We start from the raw sequence: 15,883 nt of genomic DNA on the forward strand, positions 1-15,883 counted from the left end.
GTGTTGATGCTCTGAGCGTAGGGTGTGGTACCGGGCCTGACATGGACAGGCGGACTGTTCGCTGGCGCTGCGAGCGGCCGGCGTCCCGGTTCGCCCTGCGAGCTGAGCCGTAGGGTGCGCCGTGCGCACCGATTCGCCCTAGCAAGAGCGCGGTGCGCACAGCGCACAGCGCACCCTACGGGAAAGGTGGCGCCAATGAAAACGCCACCCGGAGGTGGCGTTTTCATCAGCCGGCCCGAATCACTTCTTGCCCAGCTTCTTCAGCTCTTCGTCGCGCAGCTCGCGGCGCAGGATCTTGCCGACGTTGGTGGTCGGCAGCACGTCGCGGAACTCGACGGACTTGGGCACCTTGTAGCCGGTGAGGTTGGCGCGCATGTGTTCCATCACCTGCTCCTTGGTCACGCTCTCGCCCGGTTTGACCACCACGAACACCTTGATCGCCTCACCGGATTTCTCGTCCGGCACACCGATGGCGGCACACTGCAGCACGCCTGGCAGGGTGGCGAGCACGTCTTCCAGTTCGTTCGGGTAGACGTTGAAGCCGGACACCAGAATCATGTCCTTCTTGCGGTCGACGATACGCAGGTAGCCATCTTCCTGGATCAGGCCGATGTCGCCGGTCTTCAACCAACCGTCAGCGTCGAGGATTTCATCGGTGGCTTCCTGGCGCTGCCAGTAGCCCTTCATCACCTGCGGGCCTTTCACGCACAGCTCGCCGATCTCGCCGATGGCCAGCTCCTGACCCTCGTCGTTGATGATCTTGCACAGGGTCGAAGGCACCGGAATGCCGATGGTACCCAGCTGGATGGCACTGAATGGGTTCACGGTAGCCACCGGGCTGGTCTCGGTCATGCCGAAGCCTTCGCAGATGGCGCAACCGGTGACGTCCTTCCAGCGCTCGGCGGTGGCCAGTTGCAGGGCCATGCCGCCGGATACGGTGAGCTTCAGGCTGGAGAAGTCCAGCTTGCGGAAGTCCTCGTTGTTGCACAGGGCAACGAACAGGGTGTTGAGGCCGACGAAACCGGTGAAGCGGTACTTGGCCAGATCCTTGATCACCGCCGGCAGATCGCGCGGGTTGGTCAGCAGGATGTTGTGGCCACCAATCAGCATCATCGCCATGCAATGGAAGGTGAAGGCGTAGATGTGGTACAGCGGCAGCGGCGCGATCAGCACCTCGCAACCTTCATTGAGGTTGGCGCCCATCAGCTCCTTGACCTGCAGCATGTTGGCCACCAGGTTGCGATGGGTCAGCATCGCGCCCTTGGCGACACCCGTGGTGCCACCGGTGTACTGCAGCACGGCGATGTCGTCATTGCTCGGGTTGGCTTCGCTGAAGGACTGACCACGGCCCTTGGCCAGGGCATCGTTGAACTTGACCGCCTTGGGCAGGTTGTAGGCCGGCACCATCTTCTTCACGTGCTTGATCACGGCATTGACCAGCAGACGCTTGAAGGTCGGCAGCATGTCGCCGACTTCGGTGACGATCACGGTCTTGACGCCGGTCTTGGGTACGACCTGCTCGGCCAGGTGCGCCATGTTGGCCAGGCAGATCAGCGCCTTGGCACCGGAGTCGTTGAACTGGTGCTCCATTTCCCGCGCGGTGTACAGCGGGTTGGTGTTGACCACCACCAGGCCGGCGCGCATGGCACCGAACACCACGATGGGGTACTGCAACACGTTGGGCAGTTGCACGGCGATACGGTCGCCAGGCTTGAGATCGGTGTGTTTCTGCAGGTAGGCAGCGAAATCACCGGAGAGCTTGTAGATCTCGCCGTAGGTGATGGTCTTGCCCAGGTTGCTGAAAGCAGGCTTGTCGGCGAAGCGTTGGCAGGACTCTTTCAGTACCGCGAGGATGTTCGGGTACTGGTCGGGATTGATTTCGGCAGCGACCCCAACGGGATACTTGTCCTTCCAGAAGTTTTCGGTCATGGAAGCCCACTCCTAAGCAACAGCTGATCTTCACCGCGCGAAGGCGGTTGTTTGTTGTGTGTTTAGCTCGCTTTTACCCTGGCTCAGGGCCCGGAAGCGCGCCGAGAGTAGCAGCTTTGCCAGAGGCTCACCAGCATCAAACATGGCCTTCAGAGTCGAAAAAGTGACCAAAAAATATCGAATAGTCACGACATATTATTCGCCTGAAGAGCCGAACGAAGCCCTCTAGCTCGCATATTACAGCGCATAGAGCCTAGCTCGGTTGTGCAGAGAATGCCGTGCAATGATCGATGAAACGCACCGGGGCGGTTACGAAATCACAACAATTGGACTGCCCGACGGCAGTTGAGGCGGGAAAGTCCCCTCCCCCGCTGGGAGAGAGGGGACTTCGGGTCAGGCGATGTCGCGCAGCTCGCGACGCAGGATCTTGCCAACCGGGGTCATCGGCAAGGCGTCCTTGAACACGATGTGCTTGGGCACCTTGTAACCGGTGAAGTTTTCCTTGCAGTAGGCCTTGAGCTCTTCCGCGGTGACGCCGCCGTCACGCGGCACCACGAACAGTTTGACCGCCTCCCCGGACTTCTCGTCCGGCACACCGATGGCCGCGCAGCTGGCGACTTTCGGATGCGCCATGACCACGTCTTCGATCTCGTTGGGATACACGTTGAAACCCGAGACGATGATCATGTCCTTCTTGCGGTCGACGATGCGCACGAAGCCGTCCGGGTCGATCACGGCGATATCGCCGGTCTTGAACCAGCCCTCGGCGTCGAGCACCTCCGCGGTGGCTTCCTCGCGCTGCCAGTAGCCCTTCATCACTTGCGGGCCCTTGATGCACAGCTCGCCACGCTCGCCCGTGGACAGCTCGTTGCCGTCGTCGTCGATCACCTTGAACGCCGTGCCCGGCACCGGAATGCCGACGGTACCCAGGCGCGCCTTGTCGCCGTAGGGGTTGGTGCTGGCTACGGGCGAGGTCTCGGTCAGGCCGTAGCCTTCCACCACGGTGCAGCCGGTCATGGCCTGCCAACGCTCGGCGGTCGCCTTGACCAGCGCAGTACCCCCGGAGTTGGTGACCTTGAGGTTGGAGAAGTCGAGGTTCTTGAAGTCCGGGTGATCCATCAGCGCGACGAACAGGGTATTCAGGCCCAGCAACGCGGAGAACTTCCACTTGCCCAGTTCCTTGACGAAGCCGGGGATGTCACGCGGGTTGGTGATCAGCACGTTGTGGTTGCCGTTGACCATCATGCACATGCAATTCGCGGTGAAGGCATAGATGTGGTACAGCGGCAGCGGCGCGATCATGATCTCCTGGCCCTGCTTCATCAGCGGCGTGCCGTCTTCGCCGAGCTGCGACAAACAGGCATCGACCTGGAGCATGTTGGCCACCAGGTTGCCGTGGGTGAGCATCGCGCCCTTGGCCACGCCGGTGGTGCCACCGGTGTACTGCAGCACGGCGATGTCGTCATGGCTGGCCTTGACCGGCGCCAGCGCCTGACCATGGCCCTGCTTGAGCACCTGCTTGAAGGCAATGGCCTGGGGCAGATGGTAGTCGGGCACCATCTTCTTGACCTTCTTCACCACGGTGTTGACCAACCAGCCCTTGAGGCTCGGCAGCAGGTCGCCCATCTTGGCTTCGATCAGATAATCGATTTCGGTGTCCGGCAGCACTTCCTGCACCAGCTTGCCGAACATGTTCAGATAAACCAGCGCGCGTACACCGGCATCCTTGAACTGGTGGCGCATCTCGCGGGCGGTGTACAGAGGGTTGGTGTTGACCACGATCAGGCCAGCACGCATGGCGCCGAACACGGCGATCGGATACTGCAACACGTTGGGCATCTGCACGGCGATGCGCTCGCCCGGCTTGAGATCGGTGTGCTTCTGCAGATAAGCGGCGAAGGCCGCGGACAGGCGATCCAGTTCGGCGTAGGTCAGGGTCACGCCCAGGTTGCTGAAGGCCGGGCGGTCAGCAAACTTCTTGCACGAACGCTCGAACACCTCGATCACCGACTTGTAGCTGGCCATATCGATATCGTTAGGCACGCCGGCCGGGCGTTTGTCGTTCCAGAAATCAGGTTGCATTGTTCTTGTCCTCTTCCCCTGAAGTGATCTGGCCCGCATCGAGCACCTTGCAACGCCACGCTGACAATGCGGAGAGTTCTTGCAGGCGCCCTGAGGGACTGCCCGGAAAGTAGCAGCTTAGAGCTGCGCCGCAAATAGCTCGAAGGCGTCATTGATGGGCTGAATTTCGCAATAAATGTAGTGATTCGTAACCGATCTTTGCGCTTCGAGGAAAAGCGCCGGTGCTATGCCTGATGACGGCCAAGGTGCACAATGCCGCCAACTTCCGGCACAAGGATTCGCCATGCGCCACGACAGCTTCACCCTCAATGCCAGCGACGGCCTGCCGCTGCACGTCAATCACTGGTACGGCGCCGAACCACCGCGGGCCATGGTCATGCTCTCTCATGGCATGGCCGAGCACAGCCTGCGCTACGCACGCCTGGCAGAAGCGCTGGTAGCGGCAGGCTTCGCACTCTACGCGCTGGATCAGCGCGGTCATGGCGCCACCGCCGAACGCGGCACTCTTGGTCATTACGCCGACGAAGATGGCTGGAGCAAGGTGGTCGGTGACCTCTCCACGCTCAACCATCACATTCGCCAGCAGCACCCGCATACGCCGATCTTCCTGCTCGGCCACAGCATGGGCAGCTACATCGGCATGGCCTACCTGATGGGCCACAGCTGCAGCCTGCAAGGCGCCGTACTTTCCGGCTCCAACTACCAGCCGGTAGCGCTGTACAAGGCCGCCCGGCTGATCGCCGGTTTCGAGCGCTGGCGACTGGGGCCGAAGGGCCGCAGCAAGGTCATCGATTTTCTTTCCTTCGGCTCGTTCAACAAGGCCTTCAAACCCAACCGCACCGCCTTCGACTGGCTCAGCCGTGACCCAGTGGAGGTGGACAAGTACGTGACCGATCCGCTGTGCGGTTTCGTCTGCACCACGCAGTTGTGGTGCGACCTGTTCGAAGGCCTGCAGCAGATCACCCCGGTGGAAAATCTGGCGCAGATCGATGCCGACCTGCCGCTGCTGGTGATCGGCGGCGACAGCGACCCCATCAGTGAAGGCAAGCGCCTGAAGGCTCTGGCTGACGCCCTGCGCGAGGCCGGCGTACGCGACGTGCAACTGAAGATTTATCCCGGGGCCCGTCACGAGCTGCTCAACGAGAGCAATCGTGACGAGGTCACCGCCCAACTGATCGAGTGGTTGCAGCAGGCGCTGAACCACAGCCGACACCCTATCAAGGAGCCCTCATGAGTCAGGTCACCAATATCCCTTACGACGCACTCAGCGTTGGCCAGCAGGCCAGCTTCGAAAAGCAGGTGGGAGAGCGCGACGTGCAGCTGTTCGCAGCAGTATCCGGCGATAACAACCCGGTGCATCTGGACGCCGCCTTCGCCGCCGAGACGATGTTCAAGGAACGCATTGCCCACGGCATGTTCACAGGCGCGCTGATCAGCGCCGCCATCGCCTGCAACCTGCCAGGCCCGGGCACCATCTACCTCGGCCAGCAGCTCAAGTTCACCCGCCCGGTGAAACTCGGCGACACCCTCACCGTGAAGCTGGAAGTGCTGGAAAAGCTGCCGAAGAACCGCGTGCGCATCGCCACCCGCGTGTTCAACCAGGACGGCAAGCAAGTGGTCGACGGCGAAGCCGAAGTGCTCGCCCCGAGCGCCGAGCAGACCGTGACCATGCCGCCGATGCCGCAGGTCACCGTCAACTGATTCGCTGCAAGCTGGTGCGCGGCAGCAGCGCCGCGCACCACTTTTGTTCTACACTCACAAACCTTGAGCGACCTGGCACTGGATAAGTGCGTTTCTTTGTGCGTTTTGCACAAAACCTTTTGATCACCTTGCCAACCCGCCCGCTGCGCTGTTTCTGGCACGCCCCCTGCTATCGCCAAGGCCTCACCCTCTTACCGGAGCCGGGCCATGAGCCACCCTACCCCCGATAGCGATTTCCCGCTGAGCGAAGTCCCCAGCCACGCCCGCAAGGGTCTGTTCTCCACGTCGATCATGCTGTTCTCCTTCACCTTCTTCACCGCCACCATGTTCGCTGGCGGCAAGATCGGCATGGCCTTCGATTTCACCACGCTGATCTGGGCAGCGATCATCGGCAATCTGCTGCTCGGTCTGTACGCCGCGGTGCTCGGCCTGATCGCCTGCCGCAGCGGCCTGAACTCGGTGTTGATGGGCCGCTTCTGCTTCGGTGAGGCGGGCAGCAAGCTGTCCGACGTGCTACTCGGTTTCACCCAGATCGGCTGGTACGCCTGGGGTACGGCGACCATCGCCATCGTTCTGGTGAAGATTCTCGACCTGCCGCAAGGCCTGACCATCCCGCTGATGGTGCTGTTCGGCTTCGGTTTCTGCGTCACCGCCTTCGTCGGCTACAAGGGCCTGGACATCCTCTCGCGCATTTCCGTGCCGGCCATGCTCGCCCTGCTGATCTGTTCGCTGTGGATCGCCACCGACGACATCGGCGGCCTGGCCGCGCTGATGGCCGTGGAGCCGACCCAGAGCATGACCCTCAGCGCCGCCATCACCATGGTCTTCGGCACCTTCGTCAGTGGCGCCACCCAAGCCACCAACTGGACACGCTTCGCCCGTAACGGCCGTACCGCGGTGATCGCCAGCATGGTCGGTTTCTTCATCGGCAACGGCCTGATGATCGTCGCCGGCGCTTATGGCGCCATCGTCTACCAGCAACCGGATATCGTCGAAGTGCTGGTGCTGCAGGGCCTGTCCATGGCCGCCGTGGTGATGTTGTTCCTCAACCTGTGGACGACTCAGGACAACACCATCTACAACTTCGCTGCCGCCGGCTGCAATCTGCTGCGTACCGGCCGGCGCAAGACCATGACCATCGTCGGCGCAGCCATCGGTACCGGGCTGGCCATCGGCGGCATGTACGAGCTGCTGATTCCCTTCCTGATCCTGCTTGGTTCGATCATCCCGCCCATCGGTGGCGTGATCATGGCCGACTACTTCTACGGCCATCGCGGACGCTACCCGAAACTCTTCGACGCGAACCTGCCGGCGTTCAACTGGGTCGGCCTGGGCGCCTATTTCGCTGGCGCGCTATGCGCCTACTTTTCGCCCTGGGTCGCGCCACTGGTTGGCATCGCTGTAGCGGCGGTGGTCTACGTCGCGCTGTTCGAACTGCACAAAGTTCTGGTCGGCCGCCAGCAGGTCGCCGGCGCGTGAGTCTGACCGTCGCCGACGTACTCGCCCTGCCCGGCCTGGACAGCATGCGCCTGCGTGCCGGCCAGGCCAGGCGCGACAATGCCGTGCGCTGGCCCTACGTGGCCGAGAACGAAGGCATCGCCGACTGGGTGATGGGCGGCGAGCTGATCTTCGTCACCGGCATCAACCATCCGCGCGACGAAGCGAACCTGCTGCGCCTGGTGCGCGAGGGCCATGAGCGCGTCGTCGCCGGTATGGTCATCCTCACCGGCGCCGAGTTCATTCAGACCATCCCGCCCAGTGTCATCGCCGAAGCTGAGCGCCTGAATCTGCCGCTGATCGAGCAGCCCTACGCGCTGAAGATGGTGGTGGTCACCCAGGCCATCGGCACCTCGCTGGTTCAGGCGCAGCAGCTCGGCCGCTCGCGCCAGCATGTGCTGGAACAGGTGCTCGACGGCGATTACCAGTCGCTCGACGTGCTGCTGCAACGTGGCGACAGCCTCGGCCTGGCACTGCACGTGCCACGTCAGGTGGCGCTGCTGCGCCTCGAGGGCAGCGAGCAACTGTTCGGTGATCTGCCCGACGAAGACGCCGAACGCCAGCTACAGAGCCGTCAGCAACTGCTGCAAAGGCGCCTGGAGCAGAGTCTGGGCGAATTGGGCGACGCGCTGCCGCTGGTCAGCCAGGGCCGTCACTGGATCGCCCTGCTGCCCTGCCCCGATACCCACGCCGAAACACGTAACCGCCAGGCCATGACCACACTACTCGACGAGCTGCGCCCGCAACTCGGCCCGCTACGGCTGTTCCTCGGTCTGGGCAGCGCCGGCTGCGATGCCCCACGTTTTGCCCAGGGCTTGGGTGAGGCGCGCCAGGCCCTGGCCGTGGCGCAACGTTTTCCCGAGCGCCTGGGTCTTTGCAGTTTCAATGAATTGGGCGTGCTGGAGCTGCTCGGCGCGATTCGCGACCGCAGCCTACTCGATCGTTTCGTCGAACGCGTGGTCGGCCCGCTGATCGGCGACGACTCGCGCCACCAACCGGTGCTGATGCCGACGCTGGAAGCCTGGTTCGCCGAGAACGGCAACCTAGCCCTGGCCGCGCAACGCCTGAACGTTCACCGCAATACCCTGAGCTACCGTCTACAGCGCATCGAAGCGCTGACCGGCTGCTCGTTCGAAGACCCGCACGACCGCCTGAACATCAGCGTCGCGCTGTTGATCCGGCGCCTGTCGTCGCCTGCCTGAGAGGAAACCTGATGATCATCCACAATGCCCGCCTGCGCGGCCGCGACGGCCTGCACCGCATCACCCTGGACGGCGAGCGCATCGCCACCATTGAGGCCCAGCACGCACTGCATCCCATCGCCGAAGGCGACCTGGACGCTGCCGGCAATCTCGTGGTGCCGCCCTTTGTCGAACCGCACATCCACCTCGACGCCACGCTGACCTCCGGCGAGCCGGCCTGGAACATGAGCGGCACGCTGTTCGAGGGCATCGAACGCTGGGCCGAGCGCAAGGCGCTGGTCACCCATGAAGACACCAAGACCCGCGCCAAGAAGACCATCGACATGCTGGTCGACCACGGCATCCAGCACGTGCGCACCCACGTCGACGTCACCGACCCTACCCTCGCTGCCCTCAAGGCCATGCTCGAAGTACGCGAAGAAACCCGCCATCTGATCGACCTGCAGATCGTCGCCTTCCCGCAGGAGGGCATCGAATCCTACGCGAACGGACGCGCGTTGATGGAGCAAGCCATCGAACTGGGCGCCGACGTGGTCGGTGGCATCCCGCACTTCGAGAACACCCGTGACCAGGGCGTGTCGTCGATCAAGTTCCTCATGGATCTGGCCGAACGCAGCGGCTGCCTGGTGGACGTGCACTGCGACGAAACCGACGACCCGCAGTCGCGTTTTCTCGAGGTGTTGGCCGAAGAAGCCCGCGTGCGCGGCATGGGCGCGCGGGTCACCGCCAGCCACACCACGGCCATGGGTTCCTACGACAACGCCTACTGCTCCAAGCTGTTCCGCCTGCTGAAAATGAGCGGCATCAGCTTCATCTCCTGCCCCACCGAGAGCATCCACCTGCAAGGGCGCTTCGACACCTACCCGAAACGCCGCGGCCTGACCCGCGTGGCGGAGATCGACCGCGCCGGGATGAACGTCTGCTTCGGCCAGGATTCCATCGTCGACCCCTGGTACCCGCTGGGCAACGGCAACATCCTGCGCATCCTCGAAGCCGGCCTGCACATCTGCCACATGCTCGGCTACGAAGACCTCAAGCGCAGCCTGGATCTGATCACCGACAACTCGGCTCGCGCCCTGGCCCTTGGCGAGGGTTATGGATTGGAAGTGGGTCGCCCGGCCAATCTGCTGATCCTCTCGGCGCCGGACGATTACGAGATGGTGCGCAGCCAGGGCCATGCGCTGGTATCGGTGCGCCACGGCAAGGTGCTGATGCGCCGTACCCCGGCCAGCATCGAGCGCGGCTGAAGCCGTTCGACGTAGGGTGGATGACGCTTTTTTCATCCACCCTGGCAGGCCTCGACCATGGTGATAACCAAGCGGCAGAAGCTGCTCTAGAGCGCAGGACAAGCTTCGCGTTGTCCCAACCTGCGAACAAAAAAAGCCAGGCGTTAAGCCAGTTAAGCGTCAGGATAAGGCTACGTAGGGTGCGCCGTGCGCACCGGAATGCCGGCGCCACCACCATTGGTGCGCACAACCTGGGCGGCCCCGCGCCCCCCCCAAAAGGCCATCAGCGCCAAACAATACGTCTTATCTGATCGGCATTAGGCGTTAAGCCCGGCTCTTTGTTTAGGTGTGCGCAGCACACCTAAACAGCATCACAGACCGCTATCGAGCCCGGTGTTCTCGGCCGCACCGATATGCACGTTCATGCTCTGCACCGCGGCACCGGCGGCGCCTTTGCCGAGGTTGTCCAGGCGTGCAACCAGGGTCACCCGCTCGGCATTGCCGAATACGAACAGGTCGGCACGGTTGGTGTCGTTGCACGCCTGCACGTCGAGGAAGCCCTCGTCCAGGTTGCTTTCAACGTCCAGCGGCATCACCCGAATGAAACGCTCACCCTCATAGTGACGCACCAGCGCCTCGTGCAGCTTTTCGACAGTGGCGCCAGGGGCCAGACGATCCATGTGCAGCGGCACGGTCACCGACAAGCCCTTGAGGAAATCACCAACGATGGGGCTGAACACCGGCGCTGCGGCGATACCGGTCTGCACGCGCATTTCCGGCAGGTGCTTGTGCGCCTGCGACATGGCATACGGGCGCGGGCTTTTCAGGCGCGCATCACCGCCAGCTTCGTACTGGGCGATCATCGACTTGCCACCACCGCTGTAGCCGGTCAGGGAGAAGGCGCTGAGCGGGTAGTCTCTCGGCAGCAGGCCAGCATCCACCAGCGGGCGCACCAGCAGGATGAAGGCGGTAGCGTGGCAGCCGGGGTTGGCGATGCGCTTGCTGTTGCGGATGGCTTCACGCTGGCCGGCAGCCAGCTCCGGCAGACCGAAGGTCCAACTGGTGTCGGTGCGGAACGCGGTGCTGGCGTCGATGATGCAGGTGTTCGGGTTGGTCACCAGGCTGACGGCCTCACGCGAGGCGGCATCGGGCAGGCACAGGAACGCCACATCAGCGGCATTGAGAAAACGGGCGCGCTCGGCGCTGTCCTTGCGCTTGGCTTCATCGATACGCAGCAGCTCGATGTCCGGGCGACCGGTAAGGTAATCCAACAAGCGCAGACCAGTGGTACCTTCCTGGCCATCGACAAACACTTTGAACGACATGGCATGACCTCTCGACAAGGCAGGTGCGCGGCCTGCCAGAAACGATGAACGAAAACGCAGGGGGCGCAGTTTCGGCCACTATCGCGCTCACGTCACGCGCTTTGAAGAGCATTCATACATCGGCCGCGACCGAGCAGGCCTGTCAGTCGGCGACCACCCGCACGCTGGCGGTCATCCCAGCGCTCAGCACCATGCTCTCGGGCACCTGATCGAGCTTGATGCGCACCGGAATGCGCTGCGCCAGGCGTACCCAGCTGAAGGTCGGTTCGACATCAGCCAGCAATTGCCCGTCCGGGCTGGCGTTGCGGTCGGTGATGCCACGACTGATGCTTTCCACCTCGCCACGGATCTGCTGATCACCGCCCATCAACCAGACCTCCACCGGCGCGCCGATCTGAATGCGCGGCAGCTTGGTCTCCTCAAAATACGCCTGCACGTAGAAGGAGTTGGTATCGACCAGCGCCATCACCGCCTGCCCGGCATTCACGTAGTTGCCCTGCGCCAGCACCAGATTGGTGATCTGCCCATCACGCGGGGCATGCACTTCACTGCGCGCCAGATTCAGCTCGGCCACACGCAGGTCAGCCTGCGCCTCGCGATATTCGCTGCGCGCCATCTCGGCATTGATCTGCGCGTTTTCCAGCAGCTCGGCACTGATCGCCTGAGCGCCCAGACGGGAACGGCGCGATGCCTCATGTTCGCGCAGGCTCAATTGCTGGCGGCGAATGTCCACCACCGCCTTGGCTTTCTCCACCGCCGCCTGATAGCGATCACGGTCGATGCTCATCAGCAGATCGCCCGCCTTGACCTGCTGGTTGTCGCGCACCTTGAGTTCGACCACCCAGCCGGACACGTCCGGGGCGATGGTCACCACGTCGGCACGCACGCGGGCGTCGCGCGTCCAGGGCGAGTACATGTAGTGCTGCCAGATCCAGGAACCGGCGAAGATCGCCGCCGCCACCATGGCCAGGGTGATGCCGACTCGAATGATCGAACGCATGCTTTCTTCTCCTCAATGCGCCAGGACGACCATCACGGCCGCCAGAACGCAGACATACAAGGCACAGTCGAACAGGGCTTCGTGCCAGATCCAGCGCGACAGCCCGACGCGCTGCAGCCCCAGGCGCAACACGCCGGTCAGCAACAGCGCCAATACCGCGTAAGCCGCCATCGGGCTCAGCAACACGCCGCCCAGCGACCATTCATGTAAGCCCATGGGCTTCTCCCTTCAAATGACACCAGTGGCGCCAGCCACTCTGCAGCTGCAACAGCGCCGCCTCGGCCAGGCGCTTGTCGATGCTGGGCGTGCAGGCACGCAGGGCCTCCTGCAATTCGGCCACCGCTGCGTTCAGATCGTCTTCCCGCCCTGGCGCGGGGCCACGTTCCAGTGCGTCGTCGAGGCGCTCCAGGAAACGCCGCTGCGACCGCGCCAGGCCGGCATCGGCATTTGCCAGACATTTGCGCAGGTGCAGCAACTCGTCGCCCAGGTCGAGACCGGCCACGCCATCGTCCCAGCGGCTGCGCGCCTGATCCGGACGCGCCGGATAGTGCCGCGCCAGCTGGATCAGACGATCAGCCATACGCCCGCCGAACCAGTTTTCGGCACGCCCCAGGTCGCGGCGGGTCAACCGTCCGAGGTCGGCCAGGATCGCCTGCATCAGGCGGCGGCCATGCCAGACCGGATTGCGTAGCACCACCAGCTTGAACGCCATCACTGCGCAACCCACCCCCATCAGCATGCCGGGCGCCTCATTGAGGAAGAACTCGACGTTGTAACCGACACCCGGTGCCGGCAGGCAGAGCACGATGAAATGCAGGCAGAACGAGGTCGACGTGGCGGCCATCGCCGGCTTGGCCATGCCCAACACGCCGAAGAACAGCGGCACGCCCAGCACCATGCAGAGCATCACGAAGCCATCGATCTGCGGCATCAGAATCTGGCCGACGAAGAACGCCACCGGCAGCGCGTAGAAGATACCGCGCAAGAACATCATGCCGATCTGCGGCGCTGCCTCGAGCCGCGCGAACAGGCTACAGACCACGCAGGCCAGAAGCAGTGCACCGGTGGCGTGCGTCCAGCCAGTGGCCAGCCAGAACGCCGCCAGGGTCAGGAAGGTCAGGGCGCTGCGCGAGCCATACACCAGCGCGGCCTGCCAGTCGTAATGCCAGGACAAGGGGCGCGGCGCATCGGCCGGGGCTCTGCCCTCCTCGACCGCGAGCAATGCGCGACTGGCGTCCTCGACGCGCAGCAGCAGCACCATCAGCCGCTCCAGGCACAACTGTTGGCCGCTGCTCAACTCTTCGTCCTGCGCGGCCTGGCGCAATTGCTCGACCAGCGCCAACAGGCCTGCCGGTTGTGCCTGTTGCAGGCGTTCGTCCACCACCTGTAGCCACGGCGCGACCGCCTGCGCCTCGGCACTGCTTAGCTGTCGCCACTGCCGCGCCACACCGCGGGCCAGACGCAACATACCGAGCAGATCGCGACTCAGTACCCGCAACGCCACGGCCCGCTGGCGCCCTTGCGCGCCCTCGAACCAGGCGTGTTCACGCTGGGCGTCGACGGCCACGATCCGCGCCAGCACTTCCAGCAAGCCCTGCCGCGCATCGGCCTCACCCGCCAATGCCTGGCGCGACGCCGCGACACCAGCCTGCCAGGCGTTGCGCGCCTGCTGCGCCAACTGCCTCTCGACGCGCTGTGGCCAGAGCAAGGCGCTACTCAAGGTGGCGCAGATGATGCCCAGACAGATTTCCGTGCAGCGGGCGATGGCTTCATCGAACACCACATGCGGCTTGCCGATGGCCGGCAAGGCGATGATCGCCACGGTGTACCCGGCCAGCACGAAGGAATACGACCAGGCGCTGCGCAACATGGTCGAGGACGCCGTACACAATGCCAACCACAAGGCGAACGCCAGTATGAACAGCAGCGGCGCCTGAGCGAACAGGCCCATCATCACCACGGCCATGAAGGTGCCGACCAGCGTACCGAGCAGCCGCGCCAGGCCCTTCTGCACCACCATTCCGGACAGCGGCTGGGCGACGATGAAGGCGGTCATCAGCGCCCACTGCGGTTGTTCCAAACCGAAACGCAACGCGCACCACAGCGCCAGACCGCCGCCGAGCAGGGTCTTGATGGCGAATTGAACGGCTTGCGAGCTTGGCGCAAGAAACGCCAGCAAGGAATCACGCACGATGACTACCTGAAGAAATCTCAGCTCTGAACATAGCTACAGCGATAGGGTTCCGCCTCCATGCGAAATCCAATTATTAGCTAGCTAACTATATCTGTCCAGAGGATCAATTTGTTCAGATCGGCGGAACGTGACGGCCAGCGGGTTGCCGCCAGCGATTGCGGGTCAAAAAAAGGGCGACCGAAGTCGCCCGAATTGCCTTGCGTGCCCATTGAACCGGAAGGATCAGCTCTGCTTGCGCTTGTGCGCATCCTTCCAGATGAAGTAACCAACACCCCCGAAAAACGCGACCATCAGAAGCACGGTGCCGACTCCGGCGAGAACTACTGTATCGACGAACATGGCTGTCTCCTTTTGCGCCTGTCTGTCTGGGATGGCTTCACGTTATCAGCGCTGGCGGCGGGAAAATTGATCTGGATCAATAGCCGACGAGCAGCCGCGACCAGGTCAGGGGGAATACTGACCCAGGTCAAGAAATCGAGGGGGTACGAGGCGGGAAGCACGGCCAGGCAGCCGTGCATGACGAACAAACGGCGGGAGTTTCAGCGCTTCTTGGGTTTGTTCTTGGACTTCTTCTTCGCCTTGCCCAGCGGCAGAACCTGCTCGAAGACATCGCGCATCTCATTGAGGCGCTTATCGTTGAGATCGTGGATGCGCTTGTCGCGCTCGGCGGCGAAGTCGATCAGCTTGTCGTCATTGCTCATAGCGGAAACCGGATCAGGCGAAAGGTCAGATTAAGGCGCGGCGCGCAGGCTTGGCGTGTCTTCGCCACTTGGTGCTGCCAATGATGCTGGGTCGGCCCGCGCATGACCAGTAGCGAAGCGTGTTCCAACGTCAGCGAATGTTCGATGCGCGTACTGCCGACACGGCGCAGATCGAAGCGCCGGCTGCCGCCCAGGTTGAGCGAGGCGATCAACGGATCACGTCCCAGCTCCGGCTCTGCATCGCTGTGCCAGCCCATGGAGTCCTGGCCGTCGCGGTAATAGTTGAGCAGCACGGCATTGAGCGGCTGCCCGACATCCTGAGCGACCCGCTGACGAATCTCGTAGAGCAAGGGTGTCCAGGGCAAGGGCTCGTGAATCCTTCCGGAATAGCGATAGCGCGCCGCGGGATCGCCATACCAGGCTGTCAGCCGTGGCGTGCGGTGATAACGACCATGAATGAACAACTCCGGCTGCTGCCAGGGCGTTTGCTCGACCAGCGCGTGCAGCCAATTGTCGGCGAGGCCGGCATCGACCCAACCGGGCAGATAGTCCAGCTCGGCATCGGCGAGTGTAGGCAAGGGGTCGGCGAACAGCATGACGATCTACGCACAAGAGAATGAAAAGAGTTTCTCAGACTTCCACGTCCACCCAAAGTCCTTGTCGCGGAAGATCGCCCAGCGCTTGCTCCACCTCTTCCGGCTCGGCCTCGGCCAGCTGTTCAGGGGTATAGCCACGCCGTTGACGCCGGCGTTGCTCCTCGCGCAGCAGCTCCTCGGTTTCCTGCGGGTGCCGCTTGTCCAGGCTCAACGCACTTTCCTTGGCGCTCTCCTCGGCCGGGGTCACCGGAGGAATCTCGGGCTTGGGCTTGATCACGTCCTGCGTGGCCGTGACCGGCACCAGGCTATGGGGGATAGGCGGTAGCACGTTTCAGCACCTCCTTTGGTAAGGCTGTCGGCCCCATCATCCGCGACTTTAGCAGGCTGCTGAAAAACTACCTGCGTTGCCATTGCTGCGTTAAAGCAAGCT

The 15,883-nt window shown here is 63.1% G+C and carries 15 protein-coding genes; 5 read left to right on the top strand and 10 right to left on the bottom strand.

Features of this window, described 5'->3' with window-relative positions:
* Positions 1–240: 240 nt before the first annotated feature.
* Both fadD1 and fadD2 read right to left on the bottom strand, forming a co-directional pair.
* Complete coding sequence (gene fadD1, locus HS968_RS17930) at positions 241–1,929, bottom strand: long-chain-fatty-acid--CoA ligase FadD1 (protein ID WP_182367804.1); 1,689 nt, start codon at positions 1,927–1,929, stop codon at positions 241–243.
* A gap of 393 nt (positions 1,930–2,322) precedes the next feature.
* Positions 2,323–4,011 carry a long-chain-fatty-acid--CoA ligase FadD2 gene (fadD2, locus tag HS968_RS17935; RefSeq protein ID WP_119692984.1) on the bottom strand — a complete coding sequence of 563 codons (1,689 nt, stop codon included), beginning with the start codon at positions 4,009–4,011 and terminating at the stop codon, positions 2,323–2,325.
* Between the two features lie 283 nt (positions 4,012–4,294).
* On the opposite strand from fadD2, the gene HS968_RS17940 reads away from it, so the two are divergent.
* From HS968_RS17940 to codA, 5 genes are all read left to right on the top strand, one after another.
* Positions 4,295–5,245, top strand: a complete 951-nt coding sequence (locus HS968_RS17940; protein WP_182367807.1) for an alpha/beta hydrolase — start codon at positions 4,295–4,297, stop codon at positions 5,243–5,245.
* Positions 5,242–5,712: a MaoC family dehydratase gene (locus HS968_RS17945; protein WP_179622161.1), complete on the top strand. Its 471-nt coding sequence runs from the start codon at positions 5,242–5,244 to the stop codon at positions 5,710–5,712. Before HS968_RS17940 ends, HS968_RS17945 begins: the two co-directional genes overlap by 4 nt.
* 207 nt (positions 5,713–5,919) lie before the next feature.
* The gene (codB, locus tag HS968_RS17950; protein ID WP_182367810.1) at positions 5,920–7,191 is read left to right on the top strand and encodes a cytosine permease; all 1,272 of its coding nucleotides are present in this window, start codon (positions 5,920–5,922) and stop codon (positions 7,189–7,191) included.
* Complete coding sequence (locus HS968_RS17955) at positions 7,188–8,411, top strand: PucR family transcriptional regulator (protein WP_182367813.1); 1,224 nt, start codon at positions 7,188–7,190, stop codon at positions 8,409–8,411. The genes codB and HS968_RS17955 overlap by 4 nt, the downstream gene beginning before the upstream one ends.
* Positions 8,412–8,422: 11 nt before the next feature.
* Complete coding sequence (gene codA / locus HS968_RS17960; protein ID WP_182367816.1) at positions 8,423–9,658, top strand: cytosine deaminase; 1,236 nt, start codon at positions 8,423–8,425, stop codon at positions 9,656–9,658.
* Positions 9,659–10,008: 350 nt separating this feature from the next.
* On the opposite strand, the gene argC is transcribed toward codA, so the two are convergent.
* The 8 genes from argC to HS968_RS17995 form a co-directional block, all read right to left on the bottom strand.
* On the bottom strand, positions 10,009–10,962 hold the full coding sequence (gene argC / locus HS968_RS17965) for an N-acetyl-gamma-glutamyl-phosphate reductase (RefSeq protein ID WP_182367819.1): 954 nt from the start codon (positions 10,960–10,962) through the stop codon (positions 10,009–10,011).
* A 142-nt stretch (positions 10,963–11,104) separates the two neighbouring features.
* Complete coding sequence (locus tag HS968_RS17970; RefSeq protein ID WP_182367822.1) at positions 11,105–11,962, bottom strand: efflux RND transporter periplasmic adaptor subunit; 858 nt, start codon at positions 11,960–11,962, stop codon at positions 11,105–11,107.
* Between the two features lie 12 nt (positions 11,963–11,974).
* A complete protein-coding gene (locus HS968_RS17975; protein ID WP_106736526.1) occupies positions 11,975–12,178 on the bottom strand; it encodes a DUF1656 domain-containing protein in 204 nt (67 codons plus the stop codon).
* Positions 12,165–14,153 (bottom strand): FUSC family protein, encoded by a 1,989-nt coding sequence (locus tag HS968_RS17980; RefSeq protein WP_182367824.1) that lies wholly within the window; start codon positions 14,151–14,153, stop codon positions 12,165–12,167. Before HS968_RS17980 ends, HS968_RS17975 begins: the two co-directional genes overlap by 14 nt.
* Before the next feature lie 225 nt (positions 14,154–14,378).
* Positions 14,379–14,495: a cytochrome c oxidase subunit CcoM gene (ccoM, locus tag HS968_RS26570; protein WP_017361612.1), complete on the bottom strand. Its 117-nt coding sequence runs from the start codon at positions 14,493–14,495 to the stop codon at positions 14,379–14,381.
* A 200-nt stretch (positions 14,496–14,695) separates the two neighbouring features.
* The gene (locus tag HS968_RS17985) at positions 14,696–14,857 is read right to left on the bottom strand and encodes a hypothetical protein (protein WP_179622167.1); all 162 of its coding nucleotides are present in this window, start codon (positions 14,855–14,857) and stop codon (positions 14,696–14,698) included.
* Positions 14,854–15,453, bottom strand: a complete 600-nt coding sequence (locus tag HS968_RS17990; RefSeq protein WP_182367827.1) for an alpha-ketoglutarate-dependent dioxygenase AlkB family protein — start codon at positions 15,451–15,453, stop codon at positions 14,854–14,856. Before HS968_RS17990 ends, HS968_RS17985 begins: the two co-directional genes overlap by 4 nt.
* Before the next feature lie 34 nt (positions 15,454–15,487).
* A complete protein-coding gene (locus tag HS968_RS17995; RefSeq protein WP_017361615.1) occupies positions 15,488–15,781 on the bottom strand; it encodes a hypothetical protein in 294 nt (97 codons plus the stop codon).
* Positions 15,782–15,883: the final 102 nt, after the last annotated feature.

Origin of the sequence: Pseudomonas berkeleyensis, assembly GCF_014109765.1 — a bacterium.
GTDB classification, from domain to species: Bacteria; Pseudomonadota; Gammaproteobacteria; order Pseudomonadales; family Pseudomonadaceae; genus Aquipseudomonas; species Aquipseudomonas berkeleyensis.